A 19,256-nucleotide genomic window follows, 5' to 3' on the forward strand; every position below is an offset into this window, starting at 1 on the left:
GGTCGTTGGCAAACTGCCTTTGAAGCCTCTAATCTCCAATTGCATCGTTTAACAACCCTACCCAATCGTTTACCAGCAACCTTCAGCGGTCAAGTACAAGCCGCCGGTAGCCTAGACTCATTCCAACCCAAAGATATTCAAGCCTCAGGGAGAGGCAGCTTAAATATTGCAGGCGGCAGCGTCCAAATTCAACAAGCACAATTAAACCAAGGTCGTTGGCAAGCATCGGTTGCCAATGTTTCCGGCATCGAATTAAGCCGAATTAATAATCAATTACGCGGACAACTCAACGGAGAAAATATCCAGTTAGCAGGTAAGGTTAATTCCTTCAGTCCTTCAGATATTCAAGTTGCAGGAACTGCCAATTTTTCTGAAGGAATTGGCCCGATAGATGGCGCATTAGCTGCCACTTTTTCCTGGAACGGAAACGAGTTGCAAATTCAGCAAGCAACCGCACCGGGATTAAATGCTAGAGGAGTCGTTGCGGTGAGATTTAATCCAGCCGGAACGCCGCAAATTGGGAACTTCGATTTAAATGTGGCGGCGCAGGATTTGAACTTGCGTTCATTGCCTTTAAATCTCCCCAATAATATAGCATTAGCAGGCCGTGCCGACTTTTCCGGGCGCGTATCGGGAACCCTAACCAATCCCAACGTCAATGGGCAATTAGAACTGCGAAATTTAGTCGTAAATAACCTAGCCTTTGAATCGCCTTTGCGGGGAAATATACAAACCGGGCAAGGCAGAGGCGTCGGATTAGATTTAGCCGGTACAAGAGACAGAATCGCCCTCCAACTCGACCGCAATAACCGTCCAGAAACCTTCTTAATCCAACGGGATGGTGCTGTAGCAGAAGGCAGAATGCAAGGCGATGAATTAATCGCCAACCTGCGAAACTTGCCGATAGAACTGGTAAGAAATACGGTTACGCTACCGCCTGCATTAGCAAACCAACAAGTTGCGGGAACCGTCTCCGGAAACTTTACCCTCAACTTCAATGACTTTAGCGTTTCTGGTAATAACGTTGCACTCTCAAACGCCCAAATAGGCAAACTCACGGGATATCAAGTAGCAGGCGGTAGTTTCAACTATCGCAACGGCAGATTAGAAATTACCGGCGGTGAATTGCAGCGGGGCGATAGTCGATATGCTTTTACAGGACGTTTAATTCAAACGCCTGCTGGACCTGAATTTGACGGGATAATTCAAGTCACCCAAGGCGATATTCAAGAAGTTTTAAAAGTCGCCCGGTTGTTTAATTTATTAGACTTCCAACCAAGTCGCGGACAACGTTATGCTAGAGCAGCAGCAGTGCAATTACCATCAGTAGGCGTACCAGGAGAAAGCCTGCAAAACCAACTGCGTCGCTTTTCCGAAATTGAAGCATTGCGACAACAACAACGGGAAATCGCCCGTCAAGCTTCCCCCCTACCTACCTTGGACGATTTAGAGAAATTAACCGGAACTTTTAGCGGTAGCATCGAAGTTGCCAATGCTTCGCCATCCGGGTTAAGAAATTTACGGCTAAGCTACAACCTCCAAGGTCAAAATTGGCGCTTGGATGAATATAGAATTAACCTCGACCGCGTTATCGCCCAAGGCAGTTTTGCCAATGGAATCTTTACCGTTTCCCCGTTGCGAATTGAAACAGAACAATCCCTACTTGCCTTTTCCGGTAACTTGGGATTGCAGCAACAAGCAGGACAATTAGAAGTGAGAAACTTCCCCGTCGCGGTGCTAAGAAATTTTGTGCCTTTACCCTTCGACTTGACCGGAAATTTGCATGCAAACGCCACATTATCCGGCAATTTAGCCAACCCGCAAGTCAGCGGCAATTTAGAATTAGTCGGAGGAACTCTCAATCAAACTCAGGTGCAATCTGCACGAGCCGATTTCGATTACAATAATGCCCGATTGGACTTTCAATCGCAAGTATTGGTGGCGGAGCCAGAACCGATTAATATTAGAGGTAGCGTGCCTTACGAATTGCCTTTTGCTGCGGTTAAACCGGATAGCGATCGCATCACCTTAGACGTAAGCTTGCAAAATGAAGGCTTGGCATTATTAAATTTATTCACCCGAAGACAAGTCGAGTGGGTATCCGGTGTCGGACAACTACAACTGCAAGTGGGAGGAACCCTGCAACAACCCGTACCTACGGGGTTTGCGACGGTACAAAATGCTACCTTGCGCGCGCAACTGCTGCAAGGGCAACCGCTAACAAACGTGACCGGGACGGTGCGATTTGAACGCGATCGCATCATCATCTCTCGCCAAGAACCCCTACAAGGTCAGTATAGTCAAGGACAAGTAGTTGTAGGCGGAGTTCTACCCATTACCAGTCCGCTTTCGCGTAACGACCCCGATGCAGCAAATCCACTTACCGTCACTTTAAACCAACTGGCGCTCAATCTCAGAGGGCTGTACCAAGGTCAGGCAAATGGTAATGTGGCAATTACCGGCACGGCTTTAAACCCCGATAACCCTCCCACAATTGGCGGCAGCGTAGAACTAACCAATGGTAGGGTGTTTTTGTCCCAAACTGGGGATGGGAGTACGCCTGCTGCGGGTGGAAGTGGTACGGGTGGCGAGGGCAATATTATCCCAGAATTCAATAATTTACTGTTAACTTTAGGGCGGGGTGTAGAAGTTGCCCAACCTCCGATTCTCAGCTTCCAAGCCAGAGGTAATCTAACAATAAATGGCTCTTTAAACAACATTCAACCTGACGGTATCATCCGACTAGAAAGCGGTCAAGTGAATCTATTTGCCGCCCAATTTAACCTAGCACGAGGTTACAATAATACCGCTGAATTTACCCCCGACAGAAAACTCGATCCGCTGCTGAATGTGCGGTTAACAACTACCGTTCCAGAAGTCACCCGCAGTCGCCTTCCCTCTACCAACGTCGCCTCAGAAATTAGCGACGACCTTTCTACCGATGCAGGTGCATTGCGGACGGTTCGCATTCAAGCCACAATTATTGGCCCCGCGAGTCAAATTACTGATAACCTGGAATTAACCAGCAATCCACAGCGCACCCGTGAGGAAATTGTATCCTTAATTGGTGGTGGATTTATTCAAACTTTAGGACAGGGAACCGAGAGTAGTTTGGGACTTGCTAACTTAGCCGGATCGGTCATATTGCCCGGTCTTCAAAGCACAATTAGTTCAATTGGTCAAGCTATCGGTTTAAGTGAATTGCGGATATTTCCCACAGCGATTACTTCCGAACGCGGTCGCGACCAAAGTAACTCAACGCTAGGTTTAGCAGCAGAAGCTGGGATTGATATTACTAATAATTTATCCGCTTCGGTGTTGAGGATTTTAACCAGCAATCAGCCGACTCAATTCAACTTGCGCTATCGAATTAATAACGAGTTTCTCTTACGCGGTTCCACTGATTTTTCTGGCGATACAAGAGCAGTAATTGAGTTTGAAAGGAGATTTTAGCTAGAAGGGGCCGCTTTAACGAGGCCATCACCAAAGTTTCGACCTAGATCTCTTTCCTTGCTCAACAATTTTTCACAGAAACCCCTGACGCAAAAAAACAAAGGGCTATCCGAAAAATCGTGGGTGTAGAGTCGCGAGATTGACGCATCACCTTTGTTTTTGCCCCCGCGTGCCTAAGTCCTTAATAAAACCCGCCCCTACTCCCGTCAAAAATACTTGGCCTTCGTTTAACGATACCAGAAACCGGGTTTCGACCTAGATCTCTTTCCTTGCTCAACAATTTTTCACAGAAACAAAGGTGATGGCGGGAAAACCCGCCCCTACTCCCGTCAAAAATACTTGGCCTTCCATTGCTAACGGACATCATATTATAGATGCAGTGCCCCTACTACTACCTATCTTCCTTCCTGTCCCTCTCCTGAGCGATGCCACAAGCGTCCTGCATCAGCAATTGTAACGAACTAATGCATTAAATCAATTAGTTTTCTACATCCAGCCGAAATAGCCTTTGAGTGGGAAGCCAACTCGACTTGCCTAGCAGGTTCCTAGCAGTAGCAACTCACGTCCTCGCCGCATTCATCTGCCAGATAGCACAACGCCCGGAAACGCAGCGCCACAACTTCTTCGTAAAGTGGGTTGAGCTTACACATCGGTGGAATGTGAAATAATGTACGACCAAACAGTTTAACGTCCTGCTCGAACGGACACTGAGATGGAATCATTTCGCATAAGCGGTGAGCCAATTCCCGATCGCGCACCTCTACTTTATCCAGCATTTGGCGCAGCGGTTGCAGCAAATCGAAGCGTTTCTTTGAACTATAACCCTGCTGATTCGTCTTGGCGGTATTCTTTGCTGGGGCAATCCACACCCAGCTTGTTAAGTTCGGATTTTCTATGCTATAATAAGTTAGCTTCGTCATTTTTTGTCTCCTATTGTTCCCATCAGTGGAGTGCGTTCCTCTGATGGTTATCTACAGCATCACAGATGGCTTTACCGGATGGGTACTGCCGTTTGGCCTATTTTTGAACTGGGAAAAGCGTTGGGGCTTCCCACTCAGGATTGATTCGTCGCCTCTACCTTGAGGCAACAATGTCATGGTGACCAAAATCCCGCATTTTGGCTTGCGTAGTTTTACGGAATTTTGTTGAGTGCAAGCCTAAGTATAGGGACATGTGGCAATTCTAGCAAGTTCCGCGAAAGGATTGAGCCATTTTGGCAGATGTAGCGGCGTAGAGAAAACCAGGGGAATTGGGCGAAATAACCGACTATACAGGGGGTTTGAGTAAGAAGACAGGGGGAAGCAAAGACACGGGGACGCGGGGAATATTACAAGCTCTCTCCGCGTCTCCCTTGTCTCCCAGTCTCCGCGTCCTCTTTAAGATGCGACTCTGGCGGTAGCGCGTCGGCGGCGTCCGGTAACTTTAACCGGGGGTGCTTCCGGCGTTTGCATCAAGAAGACGAGTAAGGGACGACTTTGAAGTTCGCGACGAACTAAACGCTGTAGCGCCTGTTCGATATGCTCTTGCAAGCCTACCCAATCAACGTCTAACTCTTCAGTATCGAAGCTGCGGGCGAATTCAGTCCAGCGATCGCGCAAAATATCTGCTATTGTCGTTTGGGCTAGCTTTTGTAATAGACTTCGCTCGACGGAAGTCACCACACCGCGCAAATGCACTTCGGGTTTAGCAACCAGCTGACCTTCCCAATCTATAGCAGCTGCAACCGTTACCACCCCATCTTCTGCCAATTGCTGGCGTTCCTTGAGAACATTATCGTGGACAACTCCCGCGTTATCCACCAATTGAATCCCAGAAGGAACCTTACCCCCGATGGCGATGCTATCTTCCGACAACTCAACTATGTCGCCATTGTCCACAATCACCATATTTTCCGCCGGAATGCCCATACTTTGAGCAGTTTGGGCGTGTTTTACTAACATTCGGTGTTCCCCGTGGACGGGTAAGAAGAATTTGGGGCGAGTCAGAGCTATCATCAGCTTTTGGTCTTCCTGACACCCGTGACCGGAAACGTGAATCCCTTTTTCCCTACCGTAGACCACGTTAGCGCCTTGGATCATCAGTTTATCAATCGTATTGACCACGGCGATCGTATTCCCCGGAATTGGGTTAGCCGAAAATACTACCGTATCTCCCTGCTTGATTTTAATGTGGGGATGTTCTTGATTGGCAATCCGAGTTAAAGCCGCCAGGGGTTCCCCTTGAGACCCTGTTGTCAAGATTAAAACTTTTTCATCTGGCAAGTTGCGAGCAATATTCCAAGGTTGCAGCAGACTATCTTCGCACTTGATATAACCCAAATTGCGAGAATGGGCAATCACGTTCAGCATCGACCGACCGACGACAGATACAATGCGGTTGTGCTTCTTCGCCAAATCCAAAATCATGTTAATCCGGTGGACTGAAGAAGCGAAAGTCGTCACCATCAAGCGTCCCGTTGCTTGGGAGAAAATCCGATCCAAATTGGGATAAACCGCTCTTTCCGAAGGCGTTTGACCGGGAACTTCCGAGTTAGTCGAATCGCTAATTAAACACAGAACGCCTTTTTCCCCGTGGTCTGCCAGTTTCTGCAAATCAAAGAATTCTCCATCCACGGGAGTGTGGTCGATTTTAAAGTCACCCGTGTGAATCACCACGCCAACGGGGGTATGTAACGCAACGGTAAAGCTATCGGCAATTGAGTGGGTATTGCGGATAAATTCCACAAAAAATGAATTTCCGATTCGCACGATATCGCGAGGGAGAACCGTTCTCAATTCCGTGCGATTGGCGACTCCGGCTTCTTCTAGTTTCCCATGCAGTAAGGCCATTGCCAGACGCGGGCCATAGATAACCGGAATATCAAATTGTTTCAGGTGATAGGGAATGCCGCCGATATGGTCTTCGTGACCGTGGGTGACGATCATGCCCTTAATTTTGTGCTGATTTTCCCGCAGATAGGTCGTATCTGGCAAGACAATATTAACCCCGTGCATCCCATCGGTAGGAAAAGCAAGTCCTGCGTCTAAAAGAACGATTTCATCGTTAATTTCAAACACGCAGGTATTCTTGCCGATTTCGTGCAAGCCTCCTAGAGGAATAATTTTGACAGCTGGTTTCGATTCGTTTGTAGTCATTGGCATCCTTTGTTAGGTATGAGGTATCGAGAGAATTTGGTTTTTTAGTAACAGCTATTTTACGAATTTCAGCCAATATAATCTGACAATTAGCGACGCCTAAACTTCCCAGTCGCTAATTGCTATTAAAACTTGCCTAAATCTCAAATTTTACGATTATTTATGCTTATAAAATCCTAGCATCAATCTTGAATTAATTATACCAATGAAAGTTTTTCTAACACATTTTTCAAATTTTGTGTAATTTCATCGGTTGGGTCGCAAAGGGGAGAACGAGTGCTGCCGACATCCCACCCTTGCAGTTTCAAAGCCGCCTTAACTGGAATGGGATTTGTGGTCGCAAACAGTGCTTTAAACAGGGGGAAAAGCTGTAAGTGAATTTGAGTAGCTTCTTTAATTTTACCCGCTTCAAAGGCTTGGATCATCGTTTGCAGCTGCGGCCCTACCAGATGACTCGCTACGCTAACTACGCCCGTCCCGCCGATGGATAGCAGCGGTAGCGTCAGAGAATCATCCCCAGAATATATCTGAAAATCAGGGGGTGTTAGACAGCGAATTTGACTTGCCTGATCCAGGTTACCACTCGCTTCTTTAATGGCAACAATATTGGGAATTTCTGCTAACCGAGCCACCGTTTCTGGCAGCAGATTTTGTCCGGTGCGACCCGGTATGTTGTAGAGCATGAGTGGCAAATCGGGGCTGGCTTGAGCGATCGCCTGAAAATGCTGGTACATTCCTTCTTGAGGCGGCTTGTTGTAGTAGGGAACTACTTGCAGCGACCCATCTAATCCTATTTTAGCGGCTTTTTGCGTCGCTGCGATCGCTTCGTTGGTCGAATTAGACCCCGTTCCTGCGATAACAAGAGCTTTTCGGTTTACTGCGTTTTTAACTACCTGAAATAGCTCGTATTCTTCATCCCAAGTCAGAGATGGAGATTCCCCCGTCGTTCCGCAAACCACGATACCATCTGACCCGTTTTCTGCCAAATAAGCTGCTAGCTTTTCGGCTACTGCATAATTGACGCTGCCGTCTTCCTTAAACGGCGTAATCATCGCGGTAATCGCTCGTCCAAAACTTACCACACTTTTTTCCTCACTCCTGAATTGGGTCATTGGTAATCGGTAATTGGTCATGGGTTATACCTCTCACCAATGACTGCCAATGATTGACACTAAGCTAATATTTAACTTGTAACGGCTGCTGTTGGTCGAACCTGATTTTTAGAGACTAGCAACTCGGCAATTTGTACGGCATTTAAAGCCGCACCTTTGCGAATTTGGTCGCCACTCAGCCAAAGTTCCAAACCACAGGGATGAGAGATATCCTGACGAATGCGTCCCACCAATACTTCATCGCGACCGCTGGCTTCAAACGGCATGGGAAAATAATTAGCCTGCCAATCTTCCACCAACTTAACACCGGGTGCTTGACTGAGGATTTCCCTGGCTTTTTCCACGGGAAACGGTTCCCTAAATTCTAGATTAATCGCTTCCGAGTGGGCGCGCAGTACGGGAACCCGAACGCAGGTTGCCGTAATTCGGATCTGGGAGTCGCCAAAAATCTTGCGCGTTTCGTTGACCATTTTCATCTCTTCCTCACAATACCCCAACTCAGTCAACTTGGAGTTATGGGGGAACAAATTAAACGCCAACGGGTAGGGAAATATTTCCGCTTTTGGTGTCTCGCCTTGCAAAATAGCCGTCGCTTGCTGTTTCACTTCTTCCATCGCCCTAGCACCCGCACCGCTGGCAGATTGGTACGTCGCCGCTACCAGGCGTTGCACCGGCTGTACTTGATGCAGGGGCCATACTGCCACTGCCATTAAAATTGTCGTGCAGTTGGGATTGGCGATAATCCCCCGATGGGTAGATGCGGCTGCGGGATTTACCTCTGGAATCACTAGGGGAACAGAAGCATCCATGCGAAACGCACTGGAATTATCAATTACTACCGCACCCGCTGCCACGGCTTTTGATGCCCAAGCTTTAGACGTTGACCCTCCCGCCGAAGCCAGGACGATATCTACGCCCTGAAAAGAATTTTCATCCAGCACTTCTACTGGCAGGTTTTCGCCCTTAAACGCCATTGTTCGCCCCGCCGAACGCGGTGAAGCCAACAGCTTTAACTCCGACACGGGAAAGTCGCGACTTTCTAATAATTCCAGTAACTCGGTGCCGACCGCTCCCGTCGCTCCTAAAATCGCCACTTTATAAGATTCTGACAAACTTATTTCCTCCACTTAAATAAAAGGTGCAATTGACAACAGCGAACCCAATTTTAGGGTCAGAAGTGTTAACGATGTTTGTTTATTTTTTAAATAATATAAACTTGCGTTTAATCTGTTGGATCCAATGGATTACGCATATTTCAGATAAATTGAATACAAGTAAAGTACTTAAAACTAAAATTTGACTCAAATCCAAACTCCAAATTAAAACACGCGGCCTGTCCACCTAAAAAATCACGGTAGTGCGGCAGCCTCGTCTTTTTAAAGCGACGAGGAAGCACGACACGGGGAATAAATTGCCCCCTCAGTCTTTGGTTGCCGCTACCGCCAGTGAATTACTCTGTACCCATAGCGGCTCTAGCTGACGCAGCACACTTGCCTGGGGGTAGTAAAGTTAGCAAGGCCATTGTTATCGGTCGGTACTATCTCAAAAGCACAGTCTTACCCCGAGTAAAACTGTTTAACCCTTGAGTTCTATGAGCTTGCGAACTAGCTACCCATTCTCTGGTAGGTCTTTAACCCTTGCCGATAACTTCGTTTCCCCGTTGCCGGGACTTAGGCTGGTCAGCACCTTCGCTTACCTAAAGATTTGAGGCATGATGCCCCGTCTCTTGAGAGCGGGGTGCTGACTAAATGTACTATTATCAGAAGGCGGAAACGAAAGGGACATGTATGCGTTCTCGTTTCTGCGTGCTGAGGGCTGGCGACTATCCGCCGATCCGTTGTTGCCAGACACCTTACCTGCACGGGTAGCTTGCACCAGCATATCACGGGGTCAGACATTTGTTGCTGGATTCGCCCAAGCGAGTAACGCCACAGTTGGATGATGCCTCGTCAAGCAAGCATAGTATCAAGAACCGCGAGGAAAATAGAGATCGAGTATGAAAGTAACCCAGGAAAAGCTTCCCAAGAGCCAGATTGGCCTGGAAATAGAAATTACGCCAGAAATGTCCAAAAAGGCATACGATCAGGTATTTCAAGACCTGACCCGCAACGCAAACATTCCTGGGTTCCGCAAGGGGAAAGTTCCTCGCCAAGTCCTGCTCCAGCGCTTCGGAGCAATCCGCCTCAAAGCCACTGCTTTGGAAGAGTTGATTCAAGATGGGGTAAAACAAGCCCTCAAACAAGAAGCGATCGCCGCCATTGGTAACTACCAGCTGCGCTCGAATTTTGAAGAATTGGTCGGTCAGTACGAACCAGGAAAACCGCTGACCTTCTCCGCCGCCGTTGACGTACAACCAGAAGTCCAACTTTCCGACTACACCGGCTGGAATTTAAAAGTAGAAGAAGGAAAATACGACCAGGCATCGGTGGATAAATTCCTGGAAGAGCGTCGAAAAGAACAAGCGACGTTAGTGCCAGTAGAAGGACGCCCCGCGCAGATGGGGGATATCGCTGTGGTTGATTTTACCGGACGACTGGTAACCGAAGGGGAAGAAGAATCATCCTCGCCGCCAGAAATACCCGGCGGCTCGGCAACTGACTTTCAAGTAGAGTTAGCAGAAGGACGCTTTATTGGGGGATTTGTCGATGGCATTGTGGGAATGACGCCAGGGGAAACCAAAGAAATTGCGGTGACGTTCCCGGAAACCTATGCAGAAAAAAGCTTAGAAGGAAAGCCAGCGATTTTCACCATCACGCTCAAGGAAATCAAAGAAAAAGAGTTACCCGAACTTAACGACGACTTTGCTCAAGAAATCAGCGATATGCAAACCTTAGAGGAATTGCGCGCCAACCTGGAAACAAGATTTAAGGAGCAAGCGGAAAAAAGAACGGCAACGAATAAAGAGCAAGCCATACTCGATGAACTGGTTAAACATGTAGAAGTAGACCTGCCGGCGACGCTGCTAGAGCAAGAAATTGACGCCATGCTGACCCAAACGGCAATGCAGATGAGCAATCAGGGATTTGATATCAAGAAGCTGTTTACCCAGGAAACGATACCGCAGTTGAGGGATCGCAGTCGTCCGGAAGCCATCGAGCGGATTAAGCGCACTATGGCATTGGGAGAAGTCGCCAAACGCGAATCGATCTCAGTCGAACCTGCTGCGGTAGAAGCCAAGGTGAAAGAGCTAATCGAGCAGTATCAGGAGCGCGACATCGACCCAGAAAGGCTACGCGCCTATGTGGAAGAAGACCTGCTGAAAGAAAAAATCGTCAAGTGGCTGGAAGAACATTCTACCCTCGAACTCGTGCCAGAAGGCTCTTTGAGTGCCAGCGAGTCAGAAACTACCTCAGAAGAGTCGGCGGCAAACCCACCAGCTGAAGAAACACCAACACCCGAAACCGAAACCGAAGCCGCAGTAGGCGAATAGGGCTTTTATGTTAGTCAACTCCCCAGGTAAATTGCCTGGGGTTGTGGGTTTTGACGAACACAACAACAACCAGCTTTTCCAGAGAAAGCAGGGATCGCAATAGCCAAAAACACTCGAATTTGGCTATAAAAGATATAGTTGTGTCGTGTTGTACAAAAAGTTTCGGGTTTTGGTCGAAGTGCCATCGGGCATCCACCCAAATAGGTAATATGCTTGTATCCAAATCTGCCAATTACTCTCCGATTAGTCAAAAAACGCTAGAGGTTTACTCAAGCATCCCCAGCAACGTTATCCCAATGGTGGTAGAACAATCGGGGATGGGTGAAAGGGCATTTGACATCTACTCGCGCCTGTTGCGGGAGCGCATTGTATTTCTGGGCACGCCAGTAGACGATGAAGTATCCGACTCACTGGTAGCTCAGATGCTGTTTTTAGACGCTGAAGACCCAGAAAAAGACATCCAACTGTATATCAACTCCCCAGGTGGCTCGGTAACGGCGGGTATGGCAATTTATGACACCATGCAACAAATACGCCCGGATGTTGTTACCATCTGTTATGGTTTAGCTGCGAGTATGGGAGCGTTTCTCCTGTCAGGAGGAGCAAAAGGAAAGCGGATGTCGCTACCGAGTTCTCGGATTATGATCCACCAACCCTTAGGGGGCGCGCAAGGTCAGGCAGTTGACATCGAGATTCAAGCCAAAGAAATTCTCTATCATAAACGTAAGCTGAACGAGTTGCTGGCTTCTCACACGGGTCAGCCCCTAGAGAGAATTGAAGCAGATACCGAGCGCGATTTCTTCATGTCAGCTGAAGAAGCTAAAAACTACGGTCTAATCGATCAGGTTATTTCCAGGCAAAACCTTCCCAACTCAGGCAAGGCTGTTACCCCAGTAGGATAAGAGGCAATTATGTCCAAATACGACTCCCATCTAAAATGTTCCTTTTGCGGCAAATCCCAAGAGCAGGTTCGCAAATTAATTGCCGGTCCGGGAGTCTACATTTGCGATGAATGCGTTGACCTGTGTAACGAAATTTTAGACGAGGAGCTGCTGGATACCAGTCCGCAAGCTCCTCAACCAAATCCTAGACCAGAACAACCCCAAAAGCGTCGCAGTCGGTCGGCTAACATCTCGCTGCATCAAATACCCAAACCCAGAGAAATAAAAAAATATTTAGACGAACACGTAATCGGTCAGGAGGAAGCGAAAAAAGTCCTCTCAGTCGCAGTTTACAACCACTATAAGCGCTTGAGTTTCGTCCAAGCTAAAAATAGCGGCAAAGTCGGCGCAGATGAAGTGGTAGAGCTACAAAAGTCGAATATCCTGCTCATGGGGCCTACCGGATGCGGCAAAACTCTTTTGGCTCAAACCTTGGCGAAGCTGCTGGATGTGCCGTTCGCGGTAGCCGATGCTACAACGCTAACCGAAGCCGGATACGTCGGAGAAGATGTGGAAAATATCTTGCTGCGACTGCTCCAAGTCTCCGACTTTGACGTAGAAGAAGCTCAGCGAGGCATCATCTATATCGACGAAATCGATAAAATCGCCCGCAAGAGTGAAAATCCATCGATTACGCGGGACGTCTCAGGCGAGGGCGTGCAGCAAGCGCTGTTGAAAATGTTAGAGGGGACGGTGGCGAACGTACCCCCCCAAGGCGGACGGAAGCATCCGTATCAAGACTGTATACAAATTGACACGAGTAACATCCTGTTTATTTGCGGTGGGGCGTTTGTCGGTCTGGAAAAGGTAATAGAGCAGAGAGCGGGCAAAAAGTCAATAGGGTTTATTCAACCTGGAGAAGCGCAGTCAAAAGAAAAGCGGACGGCAGACGTGCTGAAACAGGTAGAACCGGACGACCTGGTAAAATTTGGCATGATTCCAGAGTTTATAGGCCGGATTCCGGTAATGGCTGTGGTAGATCCGCTGGATGAGGAAAGCTTGACCGAGATATTGACTCAACCTCGAAATGCGCTGGTGAAGCAGTATCAAAAACTGCTGAAGATGGATAACGTCAACCTGGAGTTTAAACCAGATGCAGTGCGAGCGATCGCGCAAGAAGCCTACCGCCGCAAAACCGGCGCCAGGGCGCTGCGGGGCATTGTCGAAGAGTTAATGCTCGAGGTGATGTACGAGTTACCCTCTCGTAAAGACGTGACGCGCTGTACCATTACCAAAGAAATGGTCGAGAAGCGTTCAACTGCCGAACTCTTGGTACATCCTTCCTCGCTGCCTAAACCAGAATCTGCGTAAACTGGTAATGGGTAATGGGTAATTGGTCATTGGCGATAGGGCATCCGGCCCGCTGCGCGAAGGCATTACAGAATTTAATCCAAACTAAAATCTAAAATTGCCCATTACCGATTACCAATTACCCATTACCCATTAGCAGACAATGCCCTACATTTCTGTTCGCGGTGTCGATCATTATTACGAGTGGATTCGCTCAGAAAATCAGACTGAAGCGAAACGAGTGATGGTATTTGTCCACGGATGGGGTGGGTCGGCGCGGTACTGGGAAAGTACGGCGAAAGCAATGTCCGATTGTTTTGATTGTTTGCTGTACGATATGCGCGGATTTGGGCGGAGTACAAAGCAGGGAAACGGGGAAACGCGCACCATCTCAGATACAGAAAGCGTTATTCAAGCAGAATCCGAATTAGTAAAAGATACGCCCAAAACAGCGGCTGAATTAACTTACGAACTAGAAAGCTTTGCTGACGATTTAGCCGCGCTTTTAGATAAGTTAAATTTAAACCGAGTTTACATCAATGCCCATTCAATGGGGGCATCGGTGGCAACTTTTTTTATTAACCGATATCCAGAAAAAGTAGAACGGGCAATTTTGACCTGTAGCGGCATTTTTGAATACGACGAAAAAGCATTTACAGCGTTTCATAAATTTGGCGGTTATGTGGTAAAATTCCGCCCCCGCTGGTTGCAGAAAATTCCCTTTGCAGATAAGTTTTTCATGGCGCGATTTTTACATCGCCCGTTACCCAGCGTTATCAGTAAGGCTTTTTTAGAAGATTTTTTACTAGCAGATTACGATGCGGCTTTGGGTACTATCTTTACTTCGGTGAGCAAGCAGGCAGCGGAAGTAATGCCCCAGGAGTTTGCTAAGATAACCGTTCCGACGCTGATAGTGTCTGGGGAATACGATCAGATTATTCCCGCTGCAATGGGGCGTCAGGCGGCCCAATTGAACGAGCGGGTAGAGTATGCCCTGATTCGCAATACCGCTCATTTTCCCATGTTAGAAGATGCAGAGACTTATTTAAAGCGGGTGCAGGAGTTTTTGGGAGTTAATTGTCAATTTGCCGTGAAATAGGGCAGGCACCGACGCCTACCCCACAAGAGATTGTACTTGAGAAACCTGGTTTCTTGAATAATACCTTCGCCAATTTTCTGAAACGCCAACACGCTAAAGCATGTGGCTACACAAACAAAGCCTGCCAGAGCAGGCTAGAATTCTTACAGGCTGCTCTGGCAGCCTTTGTTTGTATAGCGATACCCTGAAGGGCATCGGCTTTCTGCGATTTTGGGGGCTTTTGGGGCACGGCATCTACAACCTTTGGTATGAACTCAAAATTATTCTACGCCGTGCCCCTACAAAGCCGGTTACAAGGGGTTGTAACTGCTTCACAGAACTTGGCTAAACTTGCTTAAAGTTCACCATTCAACCAGAAACAGTTTCTGGAGGGTCTGCTTCCTGATTCAACCAAGGGAGTCGGATCCTACTTGTCCACTAGGAAATTCCGCTCAAGCCGAGCGTACTCGGAAGATCAAGAAAAAATTGAGGTTGTGCGAAAAAGGTTTCGCGGTCTTTGTGCCTTGGTTTTCGGCAACCCGTCTAACTTACCACAAAAATACCCACTCGTTGCGAGTCGGTATGGTTAAGTTTAGTTAAATTTTTGGCTATTTAATCATGCTCTTTCCACCTTTGCAAGAAGTCTATTCTCGTTCCCAGGCTACAGGCTGGATCGAGAGAATCTAGGTCTGGTCTTGGTCTTCTAGAAATTTCCCCAAGTACAACCTGACAAATTCTTTGGCAGCAGCTGGGTCGATTTCTTGGAGTGCATTGGCAATATCTGCAATGGTTTCGCCGCTGGGGTCTGTTTGTTCGTGATACCAGCGGAAAACGACGGAAGGTTTGGCTCCCAGCGTTACCGCTAACTTTTTTTGACTGATGCCGTAATTTTCTAACACCTGTTTGAGGGCTTTTCCTACTTTTCCCATGTCTGTGATGGTGTCAGAGTGTTCTAGGTCTAGTCTTGGTCTTCTAGGAATTCTCCCATATACAGCTTGGCAAATTCTTTGGCGGCAGCTGGTTCTATGGTGCCAAGTGCTTTAGCAATATCTTTTGCTGTTTCGGCACTGGGGTCTGTTTGTTCATCATACCAGCGGAAAACAACGAATGGTTTAAGTCCCAGTGCTGCTGCCAACTTTTTCTGGGTAATACCGTATGTGTCTAACACCTGTCTGAGGGCTTTTCCTGCTGCTCCCATACCTCATGTTTTGTCAGCAATTAATTATCCTGTCAATCTTCGCAGATCTGCATCTACACAGATCTGTGGGGATTTTCTAAATTGTGATATTCGGATAAAGTGAATCAGGACTTACGCAAAGAAACCGGGTTTCTATGAAAAATCGTTGTCGTGCGTAAGCCCTCTGAATATTACTTTTGAGTCAAAGCAGGTAAAACAAAATGACTACAAACACTCTGGTCGATACCAGTGAATCTGTATCGGCATCTGTTGAGATGCGAGTTTGTACAGATCCGGAATCGGGGCGTGAATTTGTCAGGATGATTGTTGTTGGTTCGCCGAAAGGGGTGGTGAAAATTATTCACTCGCTGCATGTCAAACGTTTTGCAGAAGTGAACGAGTGGAGTCCGCCGGTATCCACTACAAAGCCAGGTGAGGTGATGCGGATTTTAATTAAGAAAGTTTTTATTGATTAAAAACTTGGGCGAGCGCTTGTTTACTCGATCGCTATAACAAGCGATCGCTTCCCTTTATTTAACTAAAACTCAACCAGCCAAAAACTGTTTCTACAGTCAATTCTAACTCGATGCCATTAAGGATTGGCAAAGGAGTTGCACCCTTGTACAACTCCACTCTTTGACCTGGAAATACTGCCAAAATACTTTCTTCTTCTGGATACATCAACCATCCCAACTCAGTGCCATTTCGCGAACAATGCAGTAATTTACCAAGCACTTTGGTTTGGCTTTGGTCTGGGGAGAGAATTTCAATAGCCCAGTCCGGATGAATTTCAAACCGATTATAAATTCTACCAGATGGCAGGAGGGGAATTCTTTCCCATCGGAATACTGCTACATCTGGGACAATTGATTCACCGCCAAATGTACAGCGCAACTCTGGGAAGGCATAAGCAATTTTTGACGTTTCGGTTATTTGGTTGATAACCGTGCAAAATTTACCCTGTAATCTGCTGTGTTCACCTTGAGGCATAGGTTTTTGAACGATCTCTCCGTTGATAAATTCTGAGGCAGGTTTCGTTTCTGGGAGTTGGAGGAACTCGTGTAGAGTTAGCTTAGGTTTAGTAGCTGTTGTCATAGGTAAGTCCCGGTTCTAAATCAATATTAGCAAGCGATCGCTGGATTCGATCGCTCGAAATGTCCAGGCGAATCAAAAATGATAAAATAAGGCTATTCAAAAACTCAAGTATGAAGCCGACGGAAAAGTCATGACGCTACAAGAAGTTGTAAATCTCGTAAAGCAACTTTCTCTGGTGGATAAAGTGCGCTTGATTAAGCAAGTAGTTCCTGAAATAGAAAAGGAATTAATCGCTAAGAGTTCTACTCCTCGCAAATCGTTATGGGGCTTATGTGCCGATTTAGGAAAAGCCCCATCTGCTGATGAAATCGATCAAGTTCGTCGGGAAGAATGGGCTATTTTACCTAAAGGAGATTTCTAAGAATAGGTACTATTATTTATACTCGAACTCAATATGTCTCGAAAAGATACCTATCACGACCTGGTTAAATCTGCTTTGATAAGAGAAGGATGGACGATTTCACACGACCCTTATTTTCTGCAATCCGATCCAAAACTCTCGATTGATTTGGGGGCGCAAAGAACGATTGCTGCTGAAAAAGGTCGTGATAAAATAGCCGTAGAGGTCAAGAGTTTTATTGCAGATTCGCAGGTTACGGAACTGGAAAGATCTGTAGGTCAATATAAGATATATGAAGAATTATTACAAATACAGGAGCCGGATAGAAAACTTTACTTGGCTGTTCCCATCGATGCTTTCGAGAATATATTTAGCAGACAGGTTGGATGGAAAAGTAGCGATTAAAAAGTTTCAGTTAAAATTAATATTTTTTGGAAATTAATTGCTATGGATAGTCCCATAAATTTTTACAGAGAATGCGTTAAAAGACTGCTCTCAGAATATGAATTTATCCAAGATGAAGATTCTAAAATAGAGCTAATTTTTGACGATGAACGGATGCACTATATGGCTCTGTGGGTAGGATGGCATGGTTATAAGCGCGTCCATCAATGTGCGGTACATATTGATATTGTCGGCGATAGAGCAGCGGCGGGGGAGGGCGATCGCATTGTTATTCAATGTAATGACACGGAAGATTCAGTAGTAGCGAAATTGGTAGAAATGGGAATTTCGCAGGAGAGTATTTGTTTGAATTTCATCCATCCTAAAAATCGAGAGTATCTAGAACAGGAAGCGGGAGTAGTTGCTACAAGAACGACCTAGTTAGTGGCGATCGCTGCATCAGTTTTATGTCAATTTTAGCAAGCGATCGCCTGAGATAAAACCAACCGGCTGTATGGCGATCGCACTTCTTTATAGAGCATGGATTGTTTGGGCGATCGCTCTTACTGTTTCATAATTGTGAATTGTGAATTTTGACTTGCTTATCCCCCATTTTCCTACTTTCTATTCTCTATTTCTTCAAGCCTAGTTTTTTACGAAAATTGTCATCGTATGTCGCTTGCTGCCAATTTTTTGCAGATTTCACTTGTTCAGGAGTCAGGTTTTTGGCACCCCTGAAGTCGGCACCGCCGAGGTCAGCACCGCCGAGGTCAGCACCGTAGAGGTTGACACCGCCGAGGTCGGCATAGCTAAGGTCGGCACCCCTGAAGTTGGCACCGCTGAGGTCGGCACCGCGGAGGTTGGCCTCGCTGAGGCTGGTATCGTGGAGGATGGCACCGCCGAGGTTGGCACCGCGGAGGCCGACACCCCTGAAGTTGGCACCGCGGAGGTCGGCACTGCGGAGGTCGGCACCGCTGAGGTCGGCACCGCTGAGGTCGGCATCGTTGAGGTCGGCACCGCTGAGGTCGGCACGGCTGAGGTTGGCACGGCTGAGGTTGGCACGGCTGAGGTTGGCACGGTTGAGGTTGGCACCGCTGAAGTTGGCACCGCTGAGGTTGGCACCGCTGAGGTCGATATTAGCTAGGCTTGCATTGAGCTTTACCAGATCTTCAAGTACCAAGATTATTTGTGTGTTATTCCTCTGTCCCTTAACAGCCTCTAGAGTTGCCCGAAGTTCTCGTATCCTAATCTCTCTGGCAGCAACAACTCCCAGGTATACGGCTAAACCGAGGGGAACAATCAAACCCAGTCCCACAAACTTGAGGCGATTATTTCGTCTGTAACGGAGACTTTTCTGAATAAACTCTTGAGCCAAAACTGATACCGTCAGCTTTCCAGCTTGCTTCTTTTGAAATGTTGTCGCATCCGTTAGTTGTTTTCCCTGAAGCAAATAACCCTTTGATTTCCCCCTCTCTCGCCACTCCTCTGCCGCTGCTTCAATCTTGCGTTTCTGTCGGAGAATATCCCGATTCTCATCTATCCACTTGCGTAACAAAGGCCATTGGCGGATCAAAGCTTCATGGGCAACATCAACCACGGCAACTCGCCCAGATGCTTGATCCCCCCTAGCCCCCCTTATTAAGGGGGGAACCAGAATTTCATTGCTCCCCTTGTTAAGGGGGGTTGAGTGATTGCTCCCCTTGTTAAGGGGGGTTGGGTCATTGCCCCCCTTGTTAAGGGGGGTTGGGTCATTGCCCCCCTTGTTAAGGGGGGTTGGGTCATTGCCCCCCTTGTTAAGGGGGGTTGGGTCATTGCCCCCCTT

Annotated in this window: 19 protein-coding genes; 11 read left to right on the top strand and 8 right to left on the bottom strand. The window is 47.3% G+C overall.

Features of this window, described 5'->3' with window-relative positions:
• On the top strand, positions 1 to 3,453 hold a 3,453-nt coding region (locus tag ACE1CM_RS27735; protein ID WP_374882085.1), incomplete at its 5' end, for a translocation/assembly module TamB domain-containing protein.
• A gap of 545 nt (positions 3,454 to 3,998) precedes the next feature.
• Here ACE1CM_RS27735 and ACE1CM_RS27740 read toward each other — a convergent pair.
• Positions 3,999 to 4,373, bottom strand: coding sequence for a Mo-dependent nitrogenase C-terminal domain-containing protein (locus ACE1CM_RS27740; protein WP_374882086.1), 375 nt, complete (start codon positions 4,371 to 4,373; stop codon positions 3,999 to 4,001).
• Between the two features lie 3 nt (positions 4,374 to 4,376).
• Between ACE1CM_RS27740 and ACE1CM_RS27745 the strand changes: the two genes are divergently transcribed.
• Complete coding sequence (locus tag ACE1CM_RS27745) at positions 4,377 to 4,517, top strand: hypothetical protein (RefSeq protein ID WP_374882087.1); 141 nt, start codon at positions 4,377 to 4,379, stop codon at positions 4,515 to 4,517.
• Positions 4,518 to 4,829: 312 nt separating this feature from the next.
• On the opposite strand, the gene ACE1CM_RS27750 is transcribed toward ACE1CM_RS27745, so the two are convergent.
• From ACE1CM_RS27750 to ACE1CM_RS27760, 3 genes are all read right to left on the bottom strand, one after another.
• Positions 4,830 to 6,587 carry a ribonuclease J gene (locus ACE1CM_RS27750; RefSeq protein WP_374882088.1) on the bottom strand — a complete coding sequence of 586 codons (1,758 nt, stop codon included), beginning with the start codon at positions 6,585 to 6,587 and terminating at the stop codon, positions 4,830 to 4,832.
• A gap of 197 nt (positions 6,588 to 6,784) precedes the next feature.
• On the bottom strand, positions 6,785 to 7,699 hold the full coding sequence (gene dapA / locus ACE1CM_RS27755) for a 4-hydroxy-tetrahydrodipicolinate synthase (protein ID WP_374882103.1): 915 nt from the start codon (positions 7,697 to 7,699) through the stop codon (positions 6,785 to 6,787).
• A gap of 71 nt (positions 7,700 to 7,770) precedes the next feature.
• On the bottom strand, positions 7,771 to 8,811 hold the full coding sequence (locus ACE1CM_RS27760) for an aspartate-semialdehyde dehydrogenase (protein WP_374882089.1): 1,041 nt from the start codon (positions 8,809 to 8,811) through the stop codon (positions 7,771 to 7,773).
• A 671-nt stretch (positions 8,812 to 9,482) separates the two neighbouring features.
• Between ACE1CM_RS27760 and ACE1CM_RS27765 the strand changes: the two genes are divergently transcribed.
• The 5 genes from ACE1CM_RS27765 to ACE1CM_RS27785 all read left to right on the top strand — a co-directional run bounded on the left by ACE1CM_RS27765 (position 9,483) and on the right by ACE1CM_RS27785 (position 14,459).
• Entirely contained in the window at positions 9,483 to 9,641 is a 159-nt protein-coding gene (locus tag ACE1CM_RS27765) for a hypothetical protein (protein ID WP_374882090.1), read from the top strand.
• Between the two features lie 54 nt (positions 9,642 to 9,695).
• The gene (tig, locus tag ACE1CM_RS27770) at positions 9,696 to 11,129 is read left to right on the top strand and encodes a trigger factor (RefSeq protein ID WP_374882091.1); all 1,434 of its coding nucleotides are present in this window, start codon (positions 9,696 to 9,698) and stop codon (positions 11,127 to 11,129) included.
• Positions 11,130 to 11,338: 209 nt separating this feature from the next.
• Positions 11,339 to 12,031 (top strand): ATP-dependent Clp endopeptidase proteolytic subunit ClpP, encoded by a 693-nt coding sequence (gene clpP, locus ACE1CM_RS27775; RefSeq protein WP_374882092.1) that lies wholly within the window; start codon positions 11,339 to 11,341, stop codon positions 12,029 to 12,031.
• Positions 12,032 to 12,040: 9 nt separating this feature from the next.
• On the top strand, positions 12,041 to 13,381 hold the full coding sequence (gene clpX / locus ACE1CM_RS27780) for an ATP-dependent protease ATP-binding subunit ClpX (protein ID WP_374882093.1): 1,341 nt from the start codon (positions 12,041 to 12,043) through the stop codon (positions 13,379 to 13,381).
• 142 nt (positions 13,382 to 13,523) lie between these two features.
• Entirely contained in the window at positions 13,524 to 14,459 is a 936-nt protein-coding gene (locus tag ACE1CM_RS27785) for an alpha/beta fold hydrolase (protein ID WP_374882094.1), read from the top strand.
• 662 nt (positions 14,460 to 15,121) lie between these two features.
• Here the strand turns inward: ACE1CM_RS27785 and ACE1CM_RS27790 are convergent.
• A complete protein-coding gene (locus tag ACE1CM_RS27790) occupies positions 15,122 to 15,367 on the bottom strand; it encodes a helix-turn-helix domain-containing protein (protein WP_374882095.1) in 246 nt (81 codons plus the stop codon).
• A gap of 29 nt (positions 15,368 to 15,396) precedes the next feature.
• Complete coding sequence (locus ACE1CM_RS27795; protein ID WP_374882096.1) at positions 15,397 to 15,636, bottom strand: helix-turn-helix domain-containing protein; 240 nt, start codon at positions 15,634 to 15,636, stop codon at positions 15,397 to 15,399.
• 200 nt (positions 15,637 to 15,836) lie between these two features.
• On the opposite strand from ACE1CM_RS27795, the gene ACE1CM_RS27800 reads away from it, so the two are divergent.
• Entirely contained in the window at positions 15,837 to 16,091 is a 255-nt protein-coding gene (locus tag ACE1CM_RS27800; RefSeq protein ID WP_374882097.1) for a peptide ABC transporter substrate-binding protein, read from the top strand.
• 58 nt (positions 16,092 to 16,149) lie between these two features.
• Here ACE1CM_RS27800 and ACE1CM_RS27805 read toward each other — a convergent pair whose 3' ends face one another.
• Complete coding sequence (locus ACE1CM_RS27805) at positions 16,150 to 16,710, bottom strand: Uma2 family endonuclease (protein WP_374882098.1); 561 nt, start codon at positions 16,708 to 16,710, stop codon at positions 16,150 to 16,152.
• A gap of 130 nt (positions 16,711 to 16,840) precedes the next feature.
• Here ACE1CM_RS27805 and ACE1CM_RS27810 point away from each other — a divergent pair, with 130 nt between their 5' ends.
• The 3 genes from ACE1CM_RS27810 to ACE1CM_RS27820 are packed head-to-tail and all read left to right on the top strand — an operon-like array spanning position 16,841 to position 17,875.
• Entirely contained in the window at positions 16,841 to 17,071 is a 231-nt protein-coding gene (locus ACE1CM_RS27810) for a hypothetical protein (protein WP_374882099.1), read from the top strand.
• Between the two features lie 33 nt (positions 17,072 to 17,104).
• Complete coding sequence (locus tag ACE1CM_RS27815) at positions 17,105 to 17,455, top strand: element excision factor XisH family protein (RefSeq protein ID WP_374882100.1); 351 nt, start codon at positions 17,105 to 17,107, stop codon at positions 17,453 to 17,455.
• A 42-nt stretch (positions 17,456 to 17,497) separates the two neighbouring features.
• Entirely contained in the window at positions 17,498 to 17,875 is a 378-nt protein-coding gene (locus ACE1CM_RS27820; RefSeq protein WP_374882101.1) for a XisI protein, read from the top strand.
• Between the two features lie 190 nt (positions 17,876 to 18,065).
• Here the strand turns inward: ACE1CM_RS27820 and ACE1CM_RS27825 are convergent.
• Positions 18,066 to 19,256, bottom strand: a 1,191-nt coding sequence (locus ACE1CM_RS27825; RefSeq protein ID WP_374882102.1) for a pentapeptide repeat-containing protein, incomplete at its 5' end; no start/stop codon positions are given.

Source organism: Microseira sp. BLCC-F43 (assembly GCF_041929235.1).
Classification (GTDB): domain Bacteria; phylum Cyanobacteriota; class Cyanobacteriia; order Cyanobacteriales; family Aerosakkonemataceae; genus Microseira.

What these genes read in the sequence shown, in the direction of transcription:
- ACE1CM_RS27740 (WP_374882086.1), bottom strand. Translation starts at nt 4,373, where the DNA reads ATGACGAAGCTAACTTATTATAGCATAGAAAATCCGAACTTAACAAGC.
- ACE1CM_RS27750 (WP_374882088.1), bottom strand. Translation starts at nt 6,587, where the DNA reads ATGACTACAAACGAATCGAAACCAGCTGTCAAAATTATTCCTCTAGGA.
- dapA (WP_374882103.1), bottom strand. Translation starts at nt 7,699, where the DNA reads ATGACCCAATTCAGGAGTGAGGAAAAAAGTGTGGTAAGTTTTGGACGA.
- ACE1CM_RS27765 (WP_374882090.1), top strand. Translation starts at nt 9,483, where the DNA reads ATGTATGCGTTCTCGTTTCTGCGTGCTGAGGGCTGGCGACTATCCGCC.
- tig (WP_374882091.1), top strand. Translation starts at nt 9,696, where the DNA reads ATGAAAGTAACCCAGGAAAAGCTTCCCAAGAGCCAGATTGGCCTGGAA.
- clpP (WP_374882092.1), top strand. Translation starts at nt 11,339, where the DNA reads ATGCTTGTATCCAAATCTGCCAATTACTCTCCGATTAGTCAAAAAACG.
- clpX (WP_374882093.1), top strand. Translation starts at nt 12,041, where the DNA reads ATGTCCAAATACGACTCCCATCTAAAATGTTCCTTTTGCGGCAAATCC.
- ACE1CM_RS27785 (WP_374882094.1), top strand. Translation starts at nt 13,524, where the DNA reads ATGCCCTACATTTCTGTTCGCGGTGTCGATCATTATTACGAGTGGATT.
- ACE1CM_RS27790 (WP_374882095.1), bottom strand. Translation starts at nt 15,367, where the DNA reads ATGGGAAAAGTAGGAAAAGCCCTCAAACAGGTGTTAGAAAATTACGGC.
- ACE1CM_RS27795 (WP_374882096.1), bottom strand. Translation starts at nt 15,636, where the DNA reads ATGGGAGCAGCAGGAAAAGCCCTCAGACAGGTGTTAGACACATACGGT.
- ACE1CM_RS27800 (WP_374882097.1), top strand. Translation starts at nt 15,837, where the DNA reads ATGACTACAAACACTCTGGTCGATACCAGTGAATCTGTATCGGCATCT.
- ACE1CM_RS27805 (WP_374882098.1), bottom strand. Translation starts at nt 16,710, where the DNA reads ATGACAACAGCTACTAAACCTAAGCTAACTCTACACGAGTTCCTCCAA.
- ACE1CM_RS27810 (WP_374882099.1), top strand. Translation starts at nt 16,841, where the DNA reads ATGACGCTACAAGAAGTTGTAAATCTCGTAAAGCAACTTTCTCTGGTG.
- ACE1CM_RS27815 (WP_374882100.1), top strand. Translation starts at nt 17,105, where the DNA reads ATGTCTCGAAAAGATACCTATCACGACCTGGTTAAATCTGCTTTGATA.
- ACE1CM_RS27820 (WP_374882101.1), top strand. Translation starts at nt 17,498, where the DNA reads ATGGATAGTCCCATAAATTTTTACAGAGAATGCGTTAAAAGACTGCTC.